This window comes from Streptomyces sp. NBC_01549 (assembly GCF_026339955.1).
In the GTDB taxonomy this organism is placed as follows: Bacteria; Actinomycetota; Actinomycetes; order Streptomycetales; family Streptomycetaceae; genus Streptomyces.
This window is the reverse complement of the sequence record NZ_JAPEPW010000001.1, coordinates 2382501-2397916: the sequence shown is the minus strand read 5'-3', so window position 1 is coordinate 2397916 and position 15416 is coordinate 2382501. Positions and strand designations below refer to the sequence as shown.

General features: G+C 70.8%; 12 protein-coding genes and 1 pseudogene. 10 read left to right on the top strand and 3 right to left on the bottom strand.

Annotated elements, in window-relative coordinates; all coding sequences use genetic code 11:
- Positions 1-60: 60 nt before the first annotated feature.
- The 4 genes from OG819_RS10470 to ilvD all read left to right on the top strand — a co-directional run bounded on the left by OG819_RS10470 (position 61) and on the right by ilvD (position 4808).
- A complete protein-coding gene (locus OG819_RS10470; protein WP_266627256.1) occupies positions 61-993 on the top strand; it encodes a Ppx/GppA phosphatase family protein in 933 nt (310 codons plus the stop codon).
- 276 nt (positions 994-1269) lie between these two features.
- Positions 1270-2094 (top strand): sugar phosphate isomerase/epimerase, encoded by an 825-nt coding sequence (locus tag OG819_RS10465; protein ID WP_266627258.1) that lies wholly within the window; start codon positions 1270-1272, stop codon positions 2092-2094.
- Positions 2091-2711 carry a TetR/AcrR family transcriptional regulator gene (locus OG819_RS10460; RefSeq protein WP_266437773.1) on the top strand — a complete coding sequence of 207 codons (621 nt, stop codon included), beginning with the start codon at positions 2091-2093 and terminating at the stop codon, positions 2709-2711. Before OG819_RS10465 ends, OG819_RS10460 begins: the two co-directional genes overlap by 4 nt.
- Positions 2712-2954: 243 nt before the next feature.
- Positions 2955-4808: a dihydroxy-acid dehydratase gene (ilvD, locus tag OG819_RS10455; protein WP_266584586.1), complete on the top strand. Its 1854-nt coding sequence runs from the start codon at positions 2955-2957 to the stop codon at positions 4806-4808.
- Positions 4809-4887: 79 nt separating this feature from the next.
- On the opposite strand, the gene OG819_RS10450 is transcribed toward ilvD, so the two are convergent.
- On the bottom strand, positions 4888-7035 hold the full coding sequence (locus OG819_RS10450; protein WP_266649054.1) for a serine/threonine-protein kinase: 2148 nt from the start codon (positions 7033-7035) through the stop codon (positions 4888-4890).
- Between the two features lie 170 nt (positions 7036-7205).
- On the opposite strand from OG819_RS10450, the gene OG819_RS10445 reads away from it, so the two are divergent.
- The 3 genes from OG819_RS10445 to OG819_RS10435 all read left to right on the top strand — a co-directional run bounded on the left by OG819_RS10445 (position 7206) and on the right by OG819_RS10435 (position 9108).
- Positions 7206-7541 (top strand): SH3 domain-containing protein, encoded by a 336-nt coding sequence (locus OG819_RS10445; RefSeq protein WP_266649052.1) that lies wholly within the window; start codon positions 7206-7208, stop codon positions 7539-7541.
- Positions 7542-7590: 49 nt separating this feature from the next.
- On the top strand, positions 7591-8070 hold the full coding sequence (locus OG819_RS10440) for an EamA/RhaT family transporter (protein ID WP_266649051.1): 480 nt from the start codon (positions 7591-7593) through the stop codon (positions 8068-8070).
- 195 nt (positions 8071-8265) lie between these two features.
- Positions 8266-9108: a class I SAM-dependent methyltransferase gene (locus OG819_RS10435; protein WP_266649049.1), complete on the top strand. Its 843-nt coding sequence runs from the start codon at positions 8266-8268 to the stop codon at positions 9106-9108.
- Here the strand turns inward: OG819_RS10435 and OG819_RS10430 are convergent.
- Entirely contained in the window at positions 9072-10508 is a 1437-nt protein-coding gene (locus OG819_RS10430; protein WP_266649047.1) for a SulP family inorganic anion transporter, read from the bottom strand. The two genes, OG819_RS10435 and OG819_RS10430, sit on opposite strands and share 37 nt — an antisense overlap.
- Positions 10509-10867: 359 nt before the next feature.
- On the opposite strand from OG819_RS10430, the gene OG819_RS10425 reads away from it, so the two are divergent.
- The 3 genes and pseudogenes from OG819_RS10425 (at position 10868) to proC (ending at position 13883) form a co-directional block, all read left to right on the top strand.
- Entirely contained in the window at positions 10868-11611 is a 744-nt protein-coding gene (locus tag OG819_RS10425; protein ID WP_266652650.1) for an ABC transporter ATP-binding protein, read from the top strand.
- Positions 11612-12008: 397 nt separating this feature from the next.
- Positions 12009-12796: pseudogene (locus OG819_RS10420) on the top strand (ABC transporter permease).
- A gap of 277 nt (positions 12797-13073) precedes the next feature.
- A complete protein-coding gene (gene proC / locus OG819_RS10415; protein ID WP_266437746.1) occupies positions 13074-13883 on the top strand; it encodes a pyrroline-5-carboxylate reductase in 810 nt (269 codons plus the stop codon).
- A 63-nt stretch (positions 13884-13946) separates the two neighbouring features.
- Here the strand turns inward: proC and trpS are convergent, their stop codons facing one another.
- Positions 13947-14945: a tryptophan--tRNA ligase gene (trpS, locus tag OG819_RS10410; RefSeq protein WP_266627275.1), complete on the bottom strand. Its 999-nt coding sequence runs from the start codon at positions 14943-14945 to the stop codon at positions 13947-13949.
- Positions 14946-15416: the final 471 nt, after the last annotated feature.

The following is a 15416-nucleotide window of genomic DNA, read 5'->3' as shown; positions in this document are numbered from 1 at the left end:
AAGTCGCTTCAGCCCGCTCCGGGGACGGTCGACCGTCGTACGCGCAGTAGCGTTCCGTATATGAGACTCGGTGTCCTCGACGTGGGTTCGAACACGGTGCACCTGCTGGTGGTGGATGCACACCCCGGCGCGCGCCCGCTGCCCGCGCACTCGCACAAGGCCGAATTGCGGCTCGCCCAACTGCTCGACGAGAGCGGGGCGATCGGCCTCGACGGCGTCGAAAAACTGATCGCGACGGTCCAGGACGCGCTGGTGGCCGCCGAGGACAAGGGCGTCGAGGCCCTGCTGCCGTTCGCGACCTCCGCCGTGCGCGAGGCCAGCAACGCCGACGACGTACTGGCCCGGGTGCAGGCCGAGACCGGTGTCGAGCTCCAGGTCCTGACCGGGGCGGAAGAGGCCCGGCTGACCTTCCTGGCGGCCCGCCGCTGGTTCGGCTGGTCGGCGGGGAAGCTGCTGGTCCTCGACATCGGCGGCGGCTCGCTGGAGATCGCCTACGGCATGGACGAGGAGCCGGACGCGGCGGCGTCGCTGCCGCTCGGCGCCGGACGACTGACCGCGGGCTGGCTGCCCACCGACCCCGCCGACCCGGCTGACATCAGGGCCCTGCGCCGCCATGTCCGGGCCGAGATCGCCCGTACCGTCGGCGAATTCAGCCGCTTCGGCGCCCCCGACCACGTGGTCGCCACCTCCAAGACCTTCAAGCAGCTCGCCCGCCTGGCCGGCGCCGCCCGCTCCACCGACGGCCTCTACGTCCAGCGCGAACTCAAGCGCCGCTCCCTGGAGGACTGGGTCCCCCGCCTGGCCTCCATGACCGCAGACGAACGCGCCGAACTCCCCGGCGTCTCCCCCGGCCGCTCCAGCCAACTCCTCGCCGGCGCCATGGTCGCCGAGGGCGCCATGGACCTCTTCGCCGTGGAGACCCTGGAAATCTGCCCCTGGGCCCTACGTGAGGGCGTCATCCTCCGCCGCCTGGACCAGATGGCATCAGAGTGACCGAGTAACCGAAGTCACGTCCCCCGCCCCCACCAGGGGCGCGGGGAACCGCACGCCCAGCCCCACGCATCCCGCACCCGCCCACCGACGCACGCCCCCACCAGGGGCGCGAGGAACTGCGCGCCCAGAGCCCCACACCACCCGCACCTGCCCACGACACCCCCCAACGGCGACAAGGCACCCCACCCCACGCCCACCTGACCCTCATCCAACGCCGACCCCCCACCCAACCCCCACCACCCCCCGCCCAACCGCCGGAGGCTTACGCTGTCCCTCGTGGCAGAACCAGTCGTGCGCATCCCGGATGCGAAGGTCGCGCTGTCCACGGCGTCCGTGTATCCGGAGTCGACGGCGACGGCCTTCGAGATCGCCGCGCGCCTGGGCTACGACGGTGTGGAGGTCATGGTCTGGACGGACCCGGTCAGCCAGGACATCGAAGCCCTCCGCCGCCTCAGCGACTACCACCAGATCCCGATTCTCGCCGTTCACGCCCCCTGCCTGCTGATCACCCAGCGCGTCTGGTCCACCGACCCCTGGGTCAAGCTGCAGCGCGCCCAGGCGGCGGCGGAGAAGCTGGGCGCGTCGACGGTCGTCGTACACCCCCCGTTCCGCTGGCAGCGCCAGTACGCGCGCGACTTCGTGACGGGGATCTGGCGTATGGCGAACGAGACGGACGTACGGTTCGCCGTCGAAAACATGTACCCCTGGCGCTACCGTGACCGCGAGATGCTCGCGTACGCCCCCGACTGGGATGTGACGAAGGACGACTACCGGCACTTCACGATCGACCTCAGCCACACCTCGACGGCCCGCAGTGACGCGCTGCAGATGGTCGACCGCATGGGCGACCGCCTCGGCCACGTCCACCTCGCCGACGGCAACGGCTCCAACAAGGACGAGCACCTGGTCCCGGGCCGCGGCACCCAGCCCTGCGCCGAACTGCTGGAGCGCCTCGCCCTCTCCGGCTTCGACGGCCATGTCGTCATCGAGGTCAACACCCGCCGCGCGATGTCGAGCGCCGAGCGCGAGGCGGACCTGGCGGAGGCCCTGGCCTTCACCCGCCTGCACCTGGCCTCCGCGGTGAAGGTGCCGCGCCGGTGACGGACGCCGCCACCCCCCGCCGTGGCCGGGGACGCCCCTCCCGTACGCAGTCGGAGGCGGCCCCCGCCACCCGCGACCGCATCCTGGAGGCGGCCCGAGAGGAGTTCTCCGAGCGTGGCTACGAGAAGACGTCGGTGCGCGGCATCGCCAAGGCCGCCGGTGTGGACTCGGCCCTCGTGCACCACTACTTCGGCACCAAGGAACAGGTCTTCGAGGCGGCCATCGAGGTCGCCTTCGCCCCCGCGCTGGCCGCGCCGACCGCGGTCGAGGACGGCCCCCTGGACGGTGTCGGCGAGCGCCTGACCCGCTTCCTCCTCGGCATCTGGGAGAACCCCACCACCCGGACCCCGCTGCTGGCGATCGTCCGCTCCGCCGTGAACAACGAGACCGCGGCCGCCGTCTTCCGCCGCCTGGTCGCCGCCCAGCTGCTGCGCCGTATCGCGGGCCGGCTCGACCTCCCCGACGCGGAACTCCGCGCCGAACTGGCGGCGGCCCAGCTGGTGGGCGTGGCGATGCTCCGCTACGTCATCAAGATCGAGCCGCTGGCCTCGGCGGACGTGGAACGCATCGTCGAGCGAGTGGCCCCGGTGGTACAGGGCCACCTGACAGCCCCGTGAGCCGAGCGCCCCTAAGGGGCGCGGGGCGGTGACATTGTGCGGCTCCGCCGCGTGGGCGCGCTCAGCCAAATCGGATCCGCACTTCACCTACCGAGAACAGCCCCCCCGCACCCACCCACCGAGAACAGCCCCTGGCACCCGCCCACCGAGACAACCGTCCCGCATTCCGGACACCCCGTCCGAATCGTGGCGCACGGGCGTAGGCTCGACCTCAGTCATTACTCTCCGAAGGAGCGAGCGACGATGCCCGAACTGAGGTCCCGCACAGTCACCCACGGCCGCAACATGGCGGGCGCACGCGCCCTTATGCGTGCCTCCGGTGTACCGGGCGCGGACATCGGACGGAAGCCGATCATCGCGGTCGCCAACTCCTTCACGGAGTTCGTGCCGGGCCACACCCATCTCCAGCCGGTCGGCCGCATCGTCAGCGAGGCGATCACGGCCGCCGGGGGCATCGCGCGCGAGTTCAACACGATCGCCGTCGACGACGGCATCGCGATGGGCCACGGCGGCATGCTGTACTCCCTGCCCTCCCGCGACCTGATCGCGGACTCGGTGGAGTACATGGTCGAGGCCCACTGCGCCGACGCCCTGATCTGCATCTCGAACTGCGACAAGATCACCCCCGGCATGCTGATGGCGGCCCTGCGCCTGAACATCCCGACGGTGTTCGTCTCCGGCGGTCCCATGGAGTCCGGCCGCGCCACCCTGGTCGACGGCACGGTCCGTACGCTCGACCTGGTCGACGCGATCTCCGACGCCGTGAACGACAAGATCTCGGACGAGGACATTCTCCGTATCGAGGAGAACGCCTGTCCGACCTGTGGCTCCTGTTCGGGCATGTTCACGGCCAACTCGATGAACTGCCTGACCGAGGCCATCGGCCTGTCCCTCCCCGGCAACGGCTCGGTGCTCGCCACCCACACGGCCCGCAAGGGTCTGTACGAGGACGCGGCGCGCACGGTCGTCGACATCACGCGCCGCTACTACGACCAGGACGACGAGTCGGTCCTGCCCCGCAACATCGCCACACACGCGGCGTTCGAGAACGCCATGGCCCTCGACATCGCCATGGGCGGCTCCACCAACACGATCCTGCACCTGCTGGCCGCGGCCCAGGAAGCGGGCGTCCCCTTCGGCCTGGACGAGATCAACGAGGTCTCGCGCCGCGTGCCCTGCCTCGCCAAGGTCGCCCCGAACGTCGCGAAGGACCGCACGTACTACATGGAGGACGTGCACCGCGCAGGCGGCATCCCCGCCCTGCTGGGCGAACTGCACCGCGCGGGCCTCCTGAACGAGGACGTCCACTCGGTCCACAGCCCGTCCCTCTCCGACTGGCTGAAGACGTGGGACGTGCGCGCCGGCTCCCCGTCCCCCGAGGCGATCGAACTGTGGCACGCGGCCCCCGGCTGCGTCCGCTCCTCCGAGGCGTTCTCCCAGTCCGAGCGCTGGGAGGCCCTCGACGAGGACGCCGAGAACGGCTGCATCCGCTCCTCCGAGCACGCCTACTCCAAGGACGGCGGCCTGGCGGTCCTCAAGGGCAACCTGGCGGTCGACGGCTGCGTCGTGAAGACGGCGGGCGTCGACGAGTCCATCTGGACCTTCGAGGGCCCCGCGGTCGTCTGCGAGTCGCAGGAAGAGGCCGTCGACAAGATCCTCCGCAAGGAGATCACCCACGGCGACGTCGTCGTCATCCGCTACGAGGGCCCCAAGGGCGGCCCTGGCATGCAGGAGATGCTCTACCCGACGTCCTTCCTCAAGGGCCGCGGCCTCGGCAAGACCTGCGCCCTGATCACCGACGGCCGCTTCTCCGGCGGCACCTCCGGCCTGTCCATCGGCCACGCCTCCCCCGAGGCGGCGTCCGGGGGCACCATCGCCCTGGTCCAGGACGGCGACCGCATCCGCATCGACATCCCGAACCGCTCCATCGAACTCCTGGTCTCCGACGAGGAACTCACCGCCCGCCGCAACGCCCTGGGTGGCGTCTACGCCCCGGCGGCCCGCGAGCGCAAGGTCTCCGCCGCCCTCCGCGCCTACGCCGCGATGGCGACGAGCGCGGACAAGGGCGCGGTGCGAGACGTCTCGAAGCTGGGCTGATCCGACCCAGAACCTCTTCAAGAGTGCTCTTCAAGGGGCCGCTTCTTCGGAAGCGGCCCCTTTGCTCCGCCCTTTTGGCTCACCAGGCCGCCGGATCGTCCCCCGCCACGCCGAACACGGTCCCGTCGGGCGCACTCGAGTAGACGTGGCCATCGGCGATCATCGGCGTCTGCAGTACGGCCGGGACCCGGTCCGACTCCGTTGCGAGCCGTGTCCGGGTCTGGCCGACGAGCTTGCCCCGGACGGCGTCCACGGCGAGCAGCCGCCCGTCAGCGGCGGTGAAGTACACGTGCGTGGCGTCGGCGGCCGGTGCCGAGCCCTGGCTCACGGCGGTCTCGAGGCGCCAGCGCTGCTTCCGGGCGTCCATGTCGACGGCCACCAGTGCGCCGAGGGTGCTCATCATGTAGACGGTGCTCCCGCGGACGGTGGCCTGAGCCTGTGGCAGCGCCACCTCGAGCCCCACCCGGTGTGACGTCTTGCTCTTCGGGTCGTACTGGACCAGGGCGACGGTCCGGGTGTACTTGTCGACCGACGTGAAGAACACGGTGCCCCGCCATGCGCCGACCGGATACAGCGTCCCCTTCAGCCCGGTGTTCCACCGCACGTCGCCGGTCTCCGGATCCACCGCGGTCACCTGCGTACGGCTTCCGTCGTCCGTCGTGCTCGTGGCGTAGCCGAGTTCGTCCCCGGCGAACGCGGCGAAGTTCGGCGCGGTCTGTTTCGGCAGCCGGCGGCGCCACCGGTTCTCACCCGTGGCGCCGTCCACCCCGCTGACCGTCCCGTCGGCACGGGTGAGGAGCACCATGCCCCCCACGTGCTGCCGCCGGCCGTATGCCGTGAGGTCCATCTTCCAGTGCACCTTGCCCGAGGCGGGATCGAGCGCCTCCAAGAGCCGTCCGGCGTGAGTGACGGCATGCACGAGGCCGCCCGACATGGCGGGCGCTCCGTCCGGGAGGCTCCGCTCGGTCGAGGTGTGACGCCACAGCACCTTGCCGTCGACCGGGTCGAGTGCGGAGACCAGTCCCGGCTGGGCACAGAACAACTTCCGGCCGCCGTACGAGCATTGGGGCGTCCCGCTGGCTCGGGCCGCGGGCTTTGTGTCCCACCCGCTGAAGGCGGCGGGAGCGGACCGCTGCCGATGGTCCTGCGGAGCGGCGCCGCTGTCGTCCTGCCCGAGCAACCGGGGCGCGGCCAGTGCCCCGCCCGCGACGAGGACGAGAGCGCCGACGGCGACGGCGACGCGCCTGAACGCTTGGCCCTTGGGCCGTCGCACGGGCGGCGGAGACTCCGCGTCGGCGGGAGCGGCCGGGGCCTCAGGGGCGGCCGGGGCGTCAGGGGCGGCCGGGGCATCGGCCTGCTCGGTGCGCTGAGCCGGAATGAACGCCTGTGTGTCGTACGAGGCCGCCACCGAGCGCAGCTCCCGCATCAGCTCGTCGGGCGTCGGCCGGTCCTCGGGCTCTTTGGCGAGGCAGCGGGTGATGAGCGGTGCGAGATTCCCGGGCACATCGGTCAGATCCGGTTCGTCGTGCACGACTTGGTAGGCGACGACGTAGGGGCTGTCGGAGTCGAAGGGGCCACGGCCCGTCGCCGCGTGCACCATCACCGAGCCCAGGGCGAAGATGTCGGCAGCCGGTCCCACCTCCCGCGGACGGCGGAACTGCTCAGGTGCCATGAAGGGCGGCGTCCCGATCAACTTGCCGGTTTCGGTGCGCAGTTCACTGTCCGACGGCCGCGAAATACCGAAGTCGATGACCTTGGGGCCGTCCTCGGCGAGCAGGACGTTGCTGGGTTTGAGATCCCGGTGTACGACTCCCACCCGATGGATGTCGCGCAGTGCCTCGGCCAGCCCGGCCATCAGCCGGCGCAGCTGGGAGGCGGGCATGGGCCCGTTCCGTTTCACCTGCTCGGCGAGGGTCGGGCCCGGTATGAACAGGGTCGCCATCCAGGGGCGCTCGGCCTCCGGGTCGGCGTCGACCACGGGCGCGGTGAACGCCCCGCTCACCCGCCGCGCCGCAGCGATCTCCTGCCGGAAACGCCCCCTGAACTCGGGATCCATGGCGAACGCGGCATGCACGACCTTCACCGCGAGCCGCAGCCCCGAGCCGCTGCGGGCCAGATGGACCACGCCCATGCCACCGGACCCGAGGCGCTCGTCAAGGCGGTACTGCCCCGCGTACTCGGGAAGTTCCGCTTCCGGATCCGCTCCGGAGTTCCGCTGTGGCGCCATGGACCCACCCCCGTGCTGTTCGTCCGCGCGCGCGACGCACGGAGCCTAGTCGATTCCTCGTACGAGACCGAGGCGGCTTGCTAGCCTCCGCGTGCGACAGGCGTACGCATGCACATTGCCTGATTCCGTCTGTTCCGTCTGTTCCATCTGATTCAACGGGGGAGGCCTCAATGGCTGTTGAGCGTATTCAAAACATGGAGAGCAGTGACGAGGGGGTGGCGTCGACGACGGCGACCGCGAGCGTGGCCGCAGTGCAAGCGGTCACCTACCCCATCGCACCCGGCTCCGCGGTGAACGTCCGCAGCGGCCCCGGCACCAGCTACCGCATCGTGCGGGTCCTGCCTGAGGGTTCACGCGTGTCGATCCTCTGCCAGCGCCCGGGCGAATCCGTGAGCGGCCCCTACGGCACCACCAGCATCTGGGACAGCATCGCCAACGGTGAGTACATCTCGGACGCCTATGTGAAGACCGGCAGCGACGGCTACGTCGCGCCGCGCTGCTCCTGACCGAACGAGGCCCAGGGTCCCCGCGGCCGACCGGAGCGATAATCGTCGAGTGAGTGACGAGAACCGATCCGGTACCCCCGCGGGACCCCAGCCCGAGCCCCTCCGCTTCTTCGGGACGACCTGGGTGGCCCAGGACGGCGGCTACACGGCCCGCCGCATCGCCGTCGCCGTAGGCTCTCTCGCCGCCGCGGTCGCCGCCTGCTTCGTGCTCCGCTTCGCCTACCAGGGCCTGGCGATCGCGGACGTCGGCAAACCCGTGACCCTCCTGGTCGTGCTGATGTTCGCGGTGTGCAGCGCGCTCGCGTTCCGCCACACCTGGGACGCCTTCTCCAAGCGCCCGGACCCCGACCGCCAGGCCTCCCTCCGCGGCCTCCTGGCCATCGGCTTCATCGGCTCCCTCCTCGCCTACGCCTTCCGCACCCTCACCGAGGCCCCGGGCGAGAAGCTCGCCCGCGAGGAGTACGAGGAGGCACGCCGCCAGTACGAGCGCCGCTCCCGCAACCCGTCAAAAAAGCCCCGCCGCCCTTAACGGCGCCGGGGCGCAGCCCCGCGCCCCAGGGGCGCGGGGAACCGCGCGCCAAGCCCCCACCGGCCCGCAGCCAAAAGACCCACCCGGGGCCTGGGGGCGGAGTCCCCAGGAACGGGAGGGGACGGGTAGGGGCGGCGGGGGCGAAACACTGCTGTTCCCCACCCCCACCCCGCCCCCCACCATCACCATGGCCTTATGACGACCCCTCCGCCCTCCTCCTCCCACACCACCCGAGCCCACTCCTTCAACACCGCCGCAGCCCAGTACGCCGCGAACCGCCCCTCCTACCCACCCGCCCTCTTCACCACGATCGAAGACCTGGCCGACCGCCCCCTCAAGGGCGCGAAAGTCATCGACGTGGGCGCGGGTACGGGCATCGCCACCACCCTCCTGCACGCCCGAGGCGCGGACGTCATCGCCGTGGAACCCGGCGAGGGCATGGCCGCGGAGTTCCGCCGCACCCTCCCCGACATCCCCCTCGTCCGGGGCACCGGCGACGCCCTCCCCCTCGCCACCGCCTCCGCCGACTTCCTCACCTACGCCCAGTCCTGGCACTGGACGACTCCGGCCCACTCCCTCCCGGAGGCCTTCCGCGTCCTGCGCCCCGGCGGCGCCCTCGCGCTCTGGTGGAACACGGACGCCCTGGACATCCCCTGGATCGCCGCCCAGGCCCAACGCATCGAGCGGTACTTCGAGGGCGCCCACCTCACCAAACAAGGCATCGCCACCGGACAAGGCATCGCCACCGAGCAAGGCGCCGCCACCAAACAGTCAGCCGCGGAGCTCCGCACCGAACGCGCCTTCCAAGGCGTTCCCGAGCCCCCGCTCCACACCCACCGCACCGTCCGCTGGAGCCGCCGCGTCCCCGTGGACACCCACCTCGCGAACATCGGCAGCCACTCGATCTTCCTGGTCCTCGGCAAGGAGGGCACCGAGGCCTTCCTCGCCGAGGAGCGCGCCCGCCTCCTCGAGGCGTTCCCGGACGGTCAGGTCGAGGAGGTCTACGACGTACTGGTGATCGTGGCGACCCGCTCGTGATCCCGCGCGGCGGCCCACCGCTCCAGGGCCGCCGCACACGCGTGGTCCACATGCCGCAAGCCGCCCAACTCCAGCCGTACGTCACGGTCGTGCGGCAACGCCTCCAGGGCGTCCAACAGCTTCGGCAGCCGCAGGAACGTGGCGTTCCCGATCACCCGTACGACCATCCCCGCGGCCCCCCGGTCCTCCGTCTCCACATGCACATGGCTGATGTCCCACGCGGTCTTGGCGACGGCGAGCGCAAGCCCGACCAGCACCCCTTCGAACAGGTTCCCCACCACGATCGCCACCGCGGTCACCCCCAGCACGACCACCTCCCCGCGATGCCCGCGCCACAACACCCGCACCTCCCGCACCGGCACCAACTTGCAGCCCGCGTGCACGAGCAGCCCCGCCAGCGCCGCCACCGGAATGATCCCGAGGACCCCGGGCACCACCACCGTGAAGACCAGCAGCCACACCCCGTGCAGTACACGCGAGACCTTGGTCTTGGCCCCGGCCTGCACATTCGCCGCGCTCCGCACGATCACCGCGGTCATCGGCAGCGCCCCGAGCATCCCGCACACGGTGTTCCCCGCGCCCTGTGCGATGAGCTCACGGTCGTAGTCGGTCCGCGGCCCCCGGTGCAGGCGGTCCACCGCCGCGGCGCTGAACAGCGACTCGGCGGAGGCGATCAGCGCGAAGGCGACCACCGTCCCGAGCATGCCCACTTCCGTGAGCCGCCCCAGGTCCGTCAAGGACGGCGGCTGTACGGCATCGAGCAGCCCGCGGACCTCGACCCGCCGCACCGGCAGATCGAACACCCCGGTCACACCCGCGGCGAGCGCCACCGCCAGCAACGGCGCCGGCACCACCCGCGCCCCGCGCCACCAACGCGGCCACAGCAGCAGGACCACCACGGTGGCGCCCCCGACCGCGAGGGCCACCGGGTCCGCCTCCCAGGGCAACGAGACCACCCCGGCGATCTTCCCGAGCCCGCTCGCGGGCGCGGACGCGTCACCCATCGCGTAGACCTGGCCCGCGATCAGCACGAGCCCGATCCCGGCGAGCATCCCCTGCACCACCGCGACGGACACGGCCCGGAACCACCGCCCGAGCCGCAACACCCCGAGCGCGAGCTGCACCAGCCCGGCGCCGAGCACCAGCACACCCAGGGCCCGCAGTCCGTACGTCTGCACCGCCTCGTACACCAGCACGGTCAGCCCGGCCGCGGGCCCGCTCACCTGGAGGCTGCTCCCGGGCAGCACCCCGGCGACCAGCCCGCCGACGATTCCGGTCACCAGCCCCAACTCGGCCGGCACGCCCGAGGCGATGGCGACCCCTACACACAACGGCAACGCGACGAGAAAAACGACGAGGGACGCGAACAGATCGGCTCGACGCAGATCGACTTTGCGCATGGCAACGGCACCTCCGGTTGAGAACGGAAGATGCGTGGGTGCCGAGCCGGGGGAGGGCACGGCGGATCCGACGGCGCGGCACCAAGGCCGGTGGGCATATGACCGCGCACTGAAATCCATTGTCGGTAACCGGAGTTGATCGCGCAGCCCTTCCGTGTGACCGCCGAGTGAACGTGGAAGCGCACCACCCCACCGCGCGCCGGAACGCGCCCTTCCGATCACGCCGCCGCGCGCCTGCGCCGTCGAATGCGACCGGGCTTGACGACGCCGCCCCGATCCCCCGATCCCCCGACCGCCCCACGGCCACCACCACCTCGCAACCCCCGGACAAGGCCTCCCCCCAGTCCCCGACCACCGCCATCCGCGCCGCAGACCTCACCGTCGTACGCGGCCCCCGCACCGTCCTGCGCGGCCTCGACTTCGCCGTACCCCGTGGCCAGATCACCGGCCTCCTCGGCCCCTCCGGCTGCGGCAAGTCCACCCTCATGCGCACCGTCGTCGGCACCCAGGCCAAAGTCACCGGCACCCTCGAAGTCCTCGGCCGCCCCGCCGGCGACGCCGCACTGCGCTCCCGCATCGGATACGTCACCCAGGCCCCCTCGGTCTACGACGACCTGACCATCCGCCAGAACCTCGACTACTTCGCCGCGATCCTCGACCCGGGCCGCGCCGCCGCCGACCGCCGTGACGCCCATGTCACCCAGGCCATCGCCGACGTCGACCTCACCACCCACGCCGACTCCCTCTCCGGCGGCCAGCGCAACCGCGTCTCCCTCGCGGTCGCCCTGCTCGGTACCCCCGAACTCCTGGTCATCGACGAGCCCACCGTCGGCCTCGACCCCGTCCTGCGCCGCGACCTGTGGAACCTCTTCCACGCCATCGCCACGGAACGGAAGGCGACGCTGCTGGTCTCCTCCCACGTCATGGACGAGGCCGAGCGCTGCCACCGCCTGCTCCTGATGCGCGAGGGCGAGATCCTCGCCGACGACACCCCCGACGCCCTGCGCGAACGCACCGGCCGCGACACCGTCGAGGCCGCCTTCCTCCACCTCGTCGACGAGGCGGTCGCGACCGGCGACGCCCGCAAGGAGACCGTCCGATGACCACGACCACCGTTCCTATGGACTGAGCAGGAGTGAGTCTGCTCAGCCGCACGCCCCGAACGGTCTTGGGCGCTCCCCCACTGCCTTAAGGGCGTGGGAGGTACCCCCAGGTCCCCGGCGTACTCGACCCCGGGGCGGCGACACGCATCCTGTGCGTGGTCCGGGCCCGGGAGGTCGGTTCCCTTCGCGACCTGGCCACATGGGTACGGCCAGAGGCGACGGGGGAGGCTCTGAACCATCACTCCGGTGGAGCAGGGGCCCCGCACGCTGGCGCCGTACCCGGCGTCCCAGATCACACGATCACGTTAACCCGGACGGCCCAGGACGCCGCAAGCCCGGAAGTCGACCATCACACGATCGAGCTAAACCGCCCTCATGCACGCTCCCCGGCGAGCAGTTGCCAGCCCCCACGCACACGGGCACGACGGCCCCCGCCCGCCCGAGCGCGATCAGCTACTCCCGTACGACCGCCACCGCGACCCGCGTGCTGCGCCAGCTCCGCCACGACCCGCGCACCATCGCGCTGATGATCCTCATCCCATGTCTGATGCTCGTCCTGCTCCGCTATGTCTTCGACGGCAGCGCGCGCACCTTCGACTCCATCGGGGCCTCCCTCCTCGGGATCTTCCCGCTGATCACGATGTTCCTGGTCACCTCCATCGCCACCCTGCGCGAACGCACCTCGGGCACCCTGGAACGCCTCCTCGCCATGCCCCTCGGCAAGGGCGACCTGATCGCCGGATACGCCCTGGCCTTCGGTGCCGTCGCCGTAGTCCAGTCGGCCCTGGCCACGGGCCTCGCGGTCTGGTTCCTCGGCCTCGACGTCACGGGCTCCCCCTGGCTCCTGCTGCTGGTGGCCCTGCTCGACGCCCTGCTCGGCACGGCCCTCGGCCTCTTCGTCTCGGCCTTCGCGGCCTCGGAATTCCAGGCGGTCCAGTTCATGCCGGCGGTGATCTTCCCCCAACTCCTCCTCTGCGGCCTCTTCACGGCCCGCTCCACCATGCACCCGGTCCTCGAAGCCCTCTCCGACGTCCTGCCCATGTCCTACGCCGTCGAGGGCATGAACGAAGTCCTCAAGCACACCGACATCCGGCCAACTTCGTCCGCGACGCGTTCATCGTGGCGGGCTGCGCCGTCCTGGTACTGACCCTGGGCGCGGCAACCCTGAGGCGCCGCACCGCATGACGAATCGATGGTGATGGGGCGCCGGGGCGCAGCATGCCCCATGGGCGCGGGGAACTGCGCGCCAAGCCCCCCACTCACCCGCAGCCGAAGGAACCACCTCGGGGGTCTGGGGGCGGAGCCCCCAGGTACGGATGGGACGGGTAGGGGCGGCGGGGGCGAAAAAACCCTCCACGGCAGCACACCCACCCCGTCCGCCCAACGGACACCCCACCCCGCCCAACCCCCCCAAGTGCGAGGATGACCCCAGGACGACGCACCCTCGGAGGGCACCCGCACCATGACCCAGAAAGTCGCAGTCCTCGGCACCGGCAAGATCGGCGAAGCCCTGCTCAGCGGAGTGATCCGATCCGGCTGGGCCCCCACCGACCTGCTGGTCACGGCCCGCCGCCCCGAGCGCGCCAGGGAACTCCAGGAGCGCTACGGCGTCACCGCCGTCACCAACGCCGAGGCCGCCAAGAGCGCCGACACCCTGATCCTCACGGTCAAGCCGCAGGACATGGGCACCCTCCTCGACGAACTCGCCCCCCACGTACCCGCCGACCGCCTGGTCATCAGCGGCGCGGCCGGTATCCCCACCTCCTTCTTCGAGGAGCGTCTGGCCGCGGGCACCCCGGTGGTCCGGGTCATGACGAACACCCCCGCTCTCGTCGACGAGGCCATGTCCGTCATCTCGGCAGGGAGCCACGCCACCGAAGCGCACCTCGCCCACACCGAGGAGATCTTCGGCGCCGTCGGCAAGACGCTCCGCGTCCCCGAGTCCCAGCAGGACGCCTGCACCGCGCTCTCCGGCTCGGGACCGGCGTACTTCTTCTACCTGGTCGAGGCCATGACGGACGCGGGCATCCTGCTCGGCCTGCCCCGCGACAAGGCCCACGACCTGATCGTCCAGTCCGCGATCGGCGCCGCCGTGATGCTCCGCGACAGCGGGGAGCACCCCGTGAAACTCCGCGAGGCCGTCACCTCTCCCGCGGGCACCACGATCAACGCGATCCGCGAACTCGAGAACCACGGCGTCCGCGCCGCCCTCATCGCCGCACTGGAGGCAGCCCGCGACCGCAGCCGCGAACTGGCCTCCGGCAACAGCTAGAGACGGCAGGGCCGGAGCCACCGCCCCGGCCCGCCGCCGATAACCGTTCTCCCCTCAGGGACTTCAGCCGGCGGCCAGCAGCCCGATCGCCTGGTACGCCGCGTCCACCCGAGGGCGCGCCATCTCCCTGGCCTTCCCGGCACCGTCGCGCAGAACCGCCTCCACATACGAGGGATCCGCGCACAGCCGCTTGTGCCTCTCCTGCACGGGCCTGAGGAGTTCGATCACGGCCTCGGTGGTGTCCTTCTTCAAAGCGCCGTACGACTCATACGCGCCGCCCAGGGTTTCCGGATCCCCACCTTCACAGGCGGCGAGAATCTCCAGCAGATTCGAGACCCCCGGCCGCGCCTCGGGGTCGTACACGACGTCCTGTCCGCTGTCGGTCACGGCCCGCATGATCTTCTTCCGTACGGCGTCCGGCTCATCGAGCAGGTAGACGACACCGGGCCCCACGTCATCGCTCTTGCCCATCTTCGACGTCGGCTCCTGCAGATTCATGACCCGCGCCGCGATCTGGGGCCGCGTGGCCCGGGGCACCACGAAGGTGTGGCCGTAGCGCTGGTTGAACCGCACCGCGAGATCCCGGGTCAGCTCCACATGCTGCGTCTGGTCGTCCCCGACCGGCACCTCGTCGCTCCCGTACGCCAGGATGTCCGCCGCCATCAGTACGGGATACGTCAGCAGGGACAGCCGCACACTCCCGCCCCGCTCCCGCTCCCGCACGGCCTTCTCCTTGTACTGGATCATCCGCCGCATCTCCCCGTCGGTCGCGACGCACTCCAGCAGATACGACAGCCGGGCGTGTTCGTCCACATGACTCTGTACGAATACCGTGCACAGCTCCGGATCGAGCCCCGAGGCCAGCAACAACGTCGCCGCCTGCCTACTGAGCCTGCGCACCCGCGCCGGATCGTGGTCCACGGTCAGCGCGTGCAGGTCGACGATGCAGAACAGGGCGTCGGCCCGGTGCTGGTCGACATCGGCCCACCGCCGGATGGCCCCCAGATAGTTCCCCAGCGTCAGATGCCCGGTCGGCTTGACCCCGCTGAAGACCCGTGTCATCTCTCCACCTCCTGGTCGAGGCCGCCGCACCCGCCGGCCGGCTCCTCAGGAGGGAGACACAAAAACGGCCGCCGAGGCGGCGGCCGTTGTGTACATACGTGAGTACGGCCGCCGTCAGGCGGCCCACCACTGCTGGGTGCACGTATGTGTAGTCATGGCTCAGACAGTACGCCTCCGGAGGCCGTCCCGGGGCCGAGTTGACACGCCTCTGCCCGGTACGTAGTGTTCTCCGAGTTGTCCGACGTGAGCGCCGACTCCGGTCGGTCCCCGGACAGCCATTCCGCAACAAGCACTCAACGAACGACGACTCGTCGTCAGCTCGTTTTCCTGCGTGTTTGCGAAATGAGGAATCCGCGTTCGAAAGGACGCCACCCCGATTAGCTCGGGAGTCAGGAATCCGCTAAAGTCTCACTCGTCGAAACGGCCCCAAGGGCTGGGAAGACAAGCCCTACTGACTGGGAATCAGGCCCG

What these genes read in the sequence shown, in the direction of transcription:
- OG819_RS10450 (WP_266649054.1), bottom strand. Translation starts at nt 7,035, where the DNA reads ATGGCGCCACAGCGGAACTCCGGAGCGGATCCGGAAGCGGAACTTCCC.
- trpS (WP_266627275.1), bottom strand. Translation starts at nt 14,945, where the DNA reads ATGACACGGGTCTTCAGCGGGGTCAAGCCGACCGGGCATCTGACGCTG.
- proC (WP_266437746.1), top strand. Translation starts at nt 13,074, where the DNA reads ATGACCCAGAAAGTCGCAGTCCTCGGCACCGGCAAGATCGGCGAAGCC.
- OG819_RS10470 (WP_266627256.1), top strand. Translation starts at nt 61, where the DNA reads ATGAGACTCGGTGTCCTCGACGTGGGTTCGAACACGGTGCACCTGCTG.
- OG819_RS10435 (WP_266649049.1), top strand. Translation starts at nt 8,266, where the DNA reads ATGACGACCCCTCCGCCCTCCTCCTCCCACACCACCCGAGCCCACTCC.
- OG819_RS10430 (WP_266649047.1), bottom strand. Translation starts at nt 10,508, where the DNA reads ATGCGCAAAGTCGATCTGCGTCGAGCCGATCTGTTCGCGTCCCTCGTC.
- OG819_RS10445 (WP_266649052.1), top strand. Translation starts at nt 7,206, where the DNA reads ATGGCTGTTGAGCGTATTCAAAACATGGAGAGCAGTGACGAGGGGGTG.
- ilvD (WP_266584586.1), top strand. Translation starts at nt 2,955, where the DNA reads ATGCCCGAACTGAGGTCCCGCACAGTCACCCACGGCCGCAACATGGCG.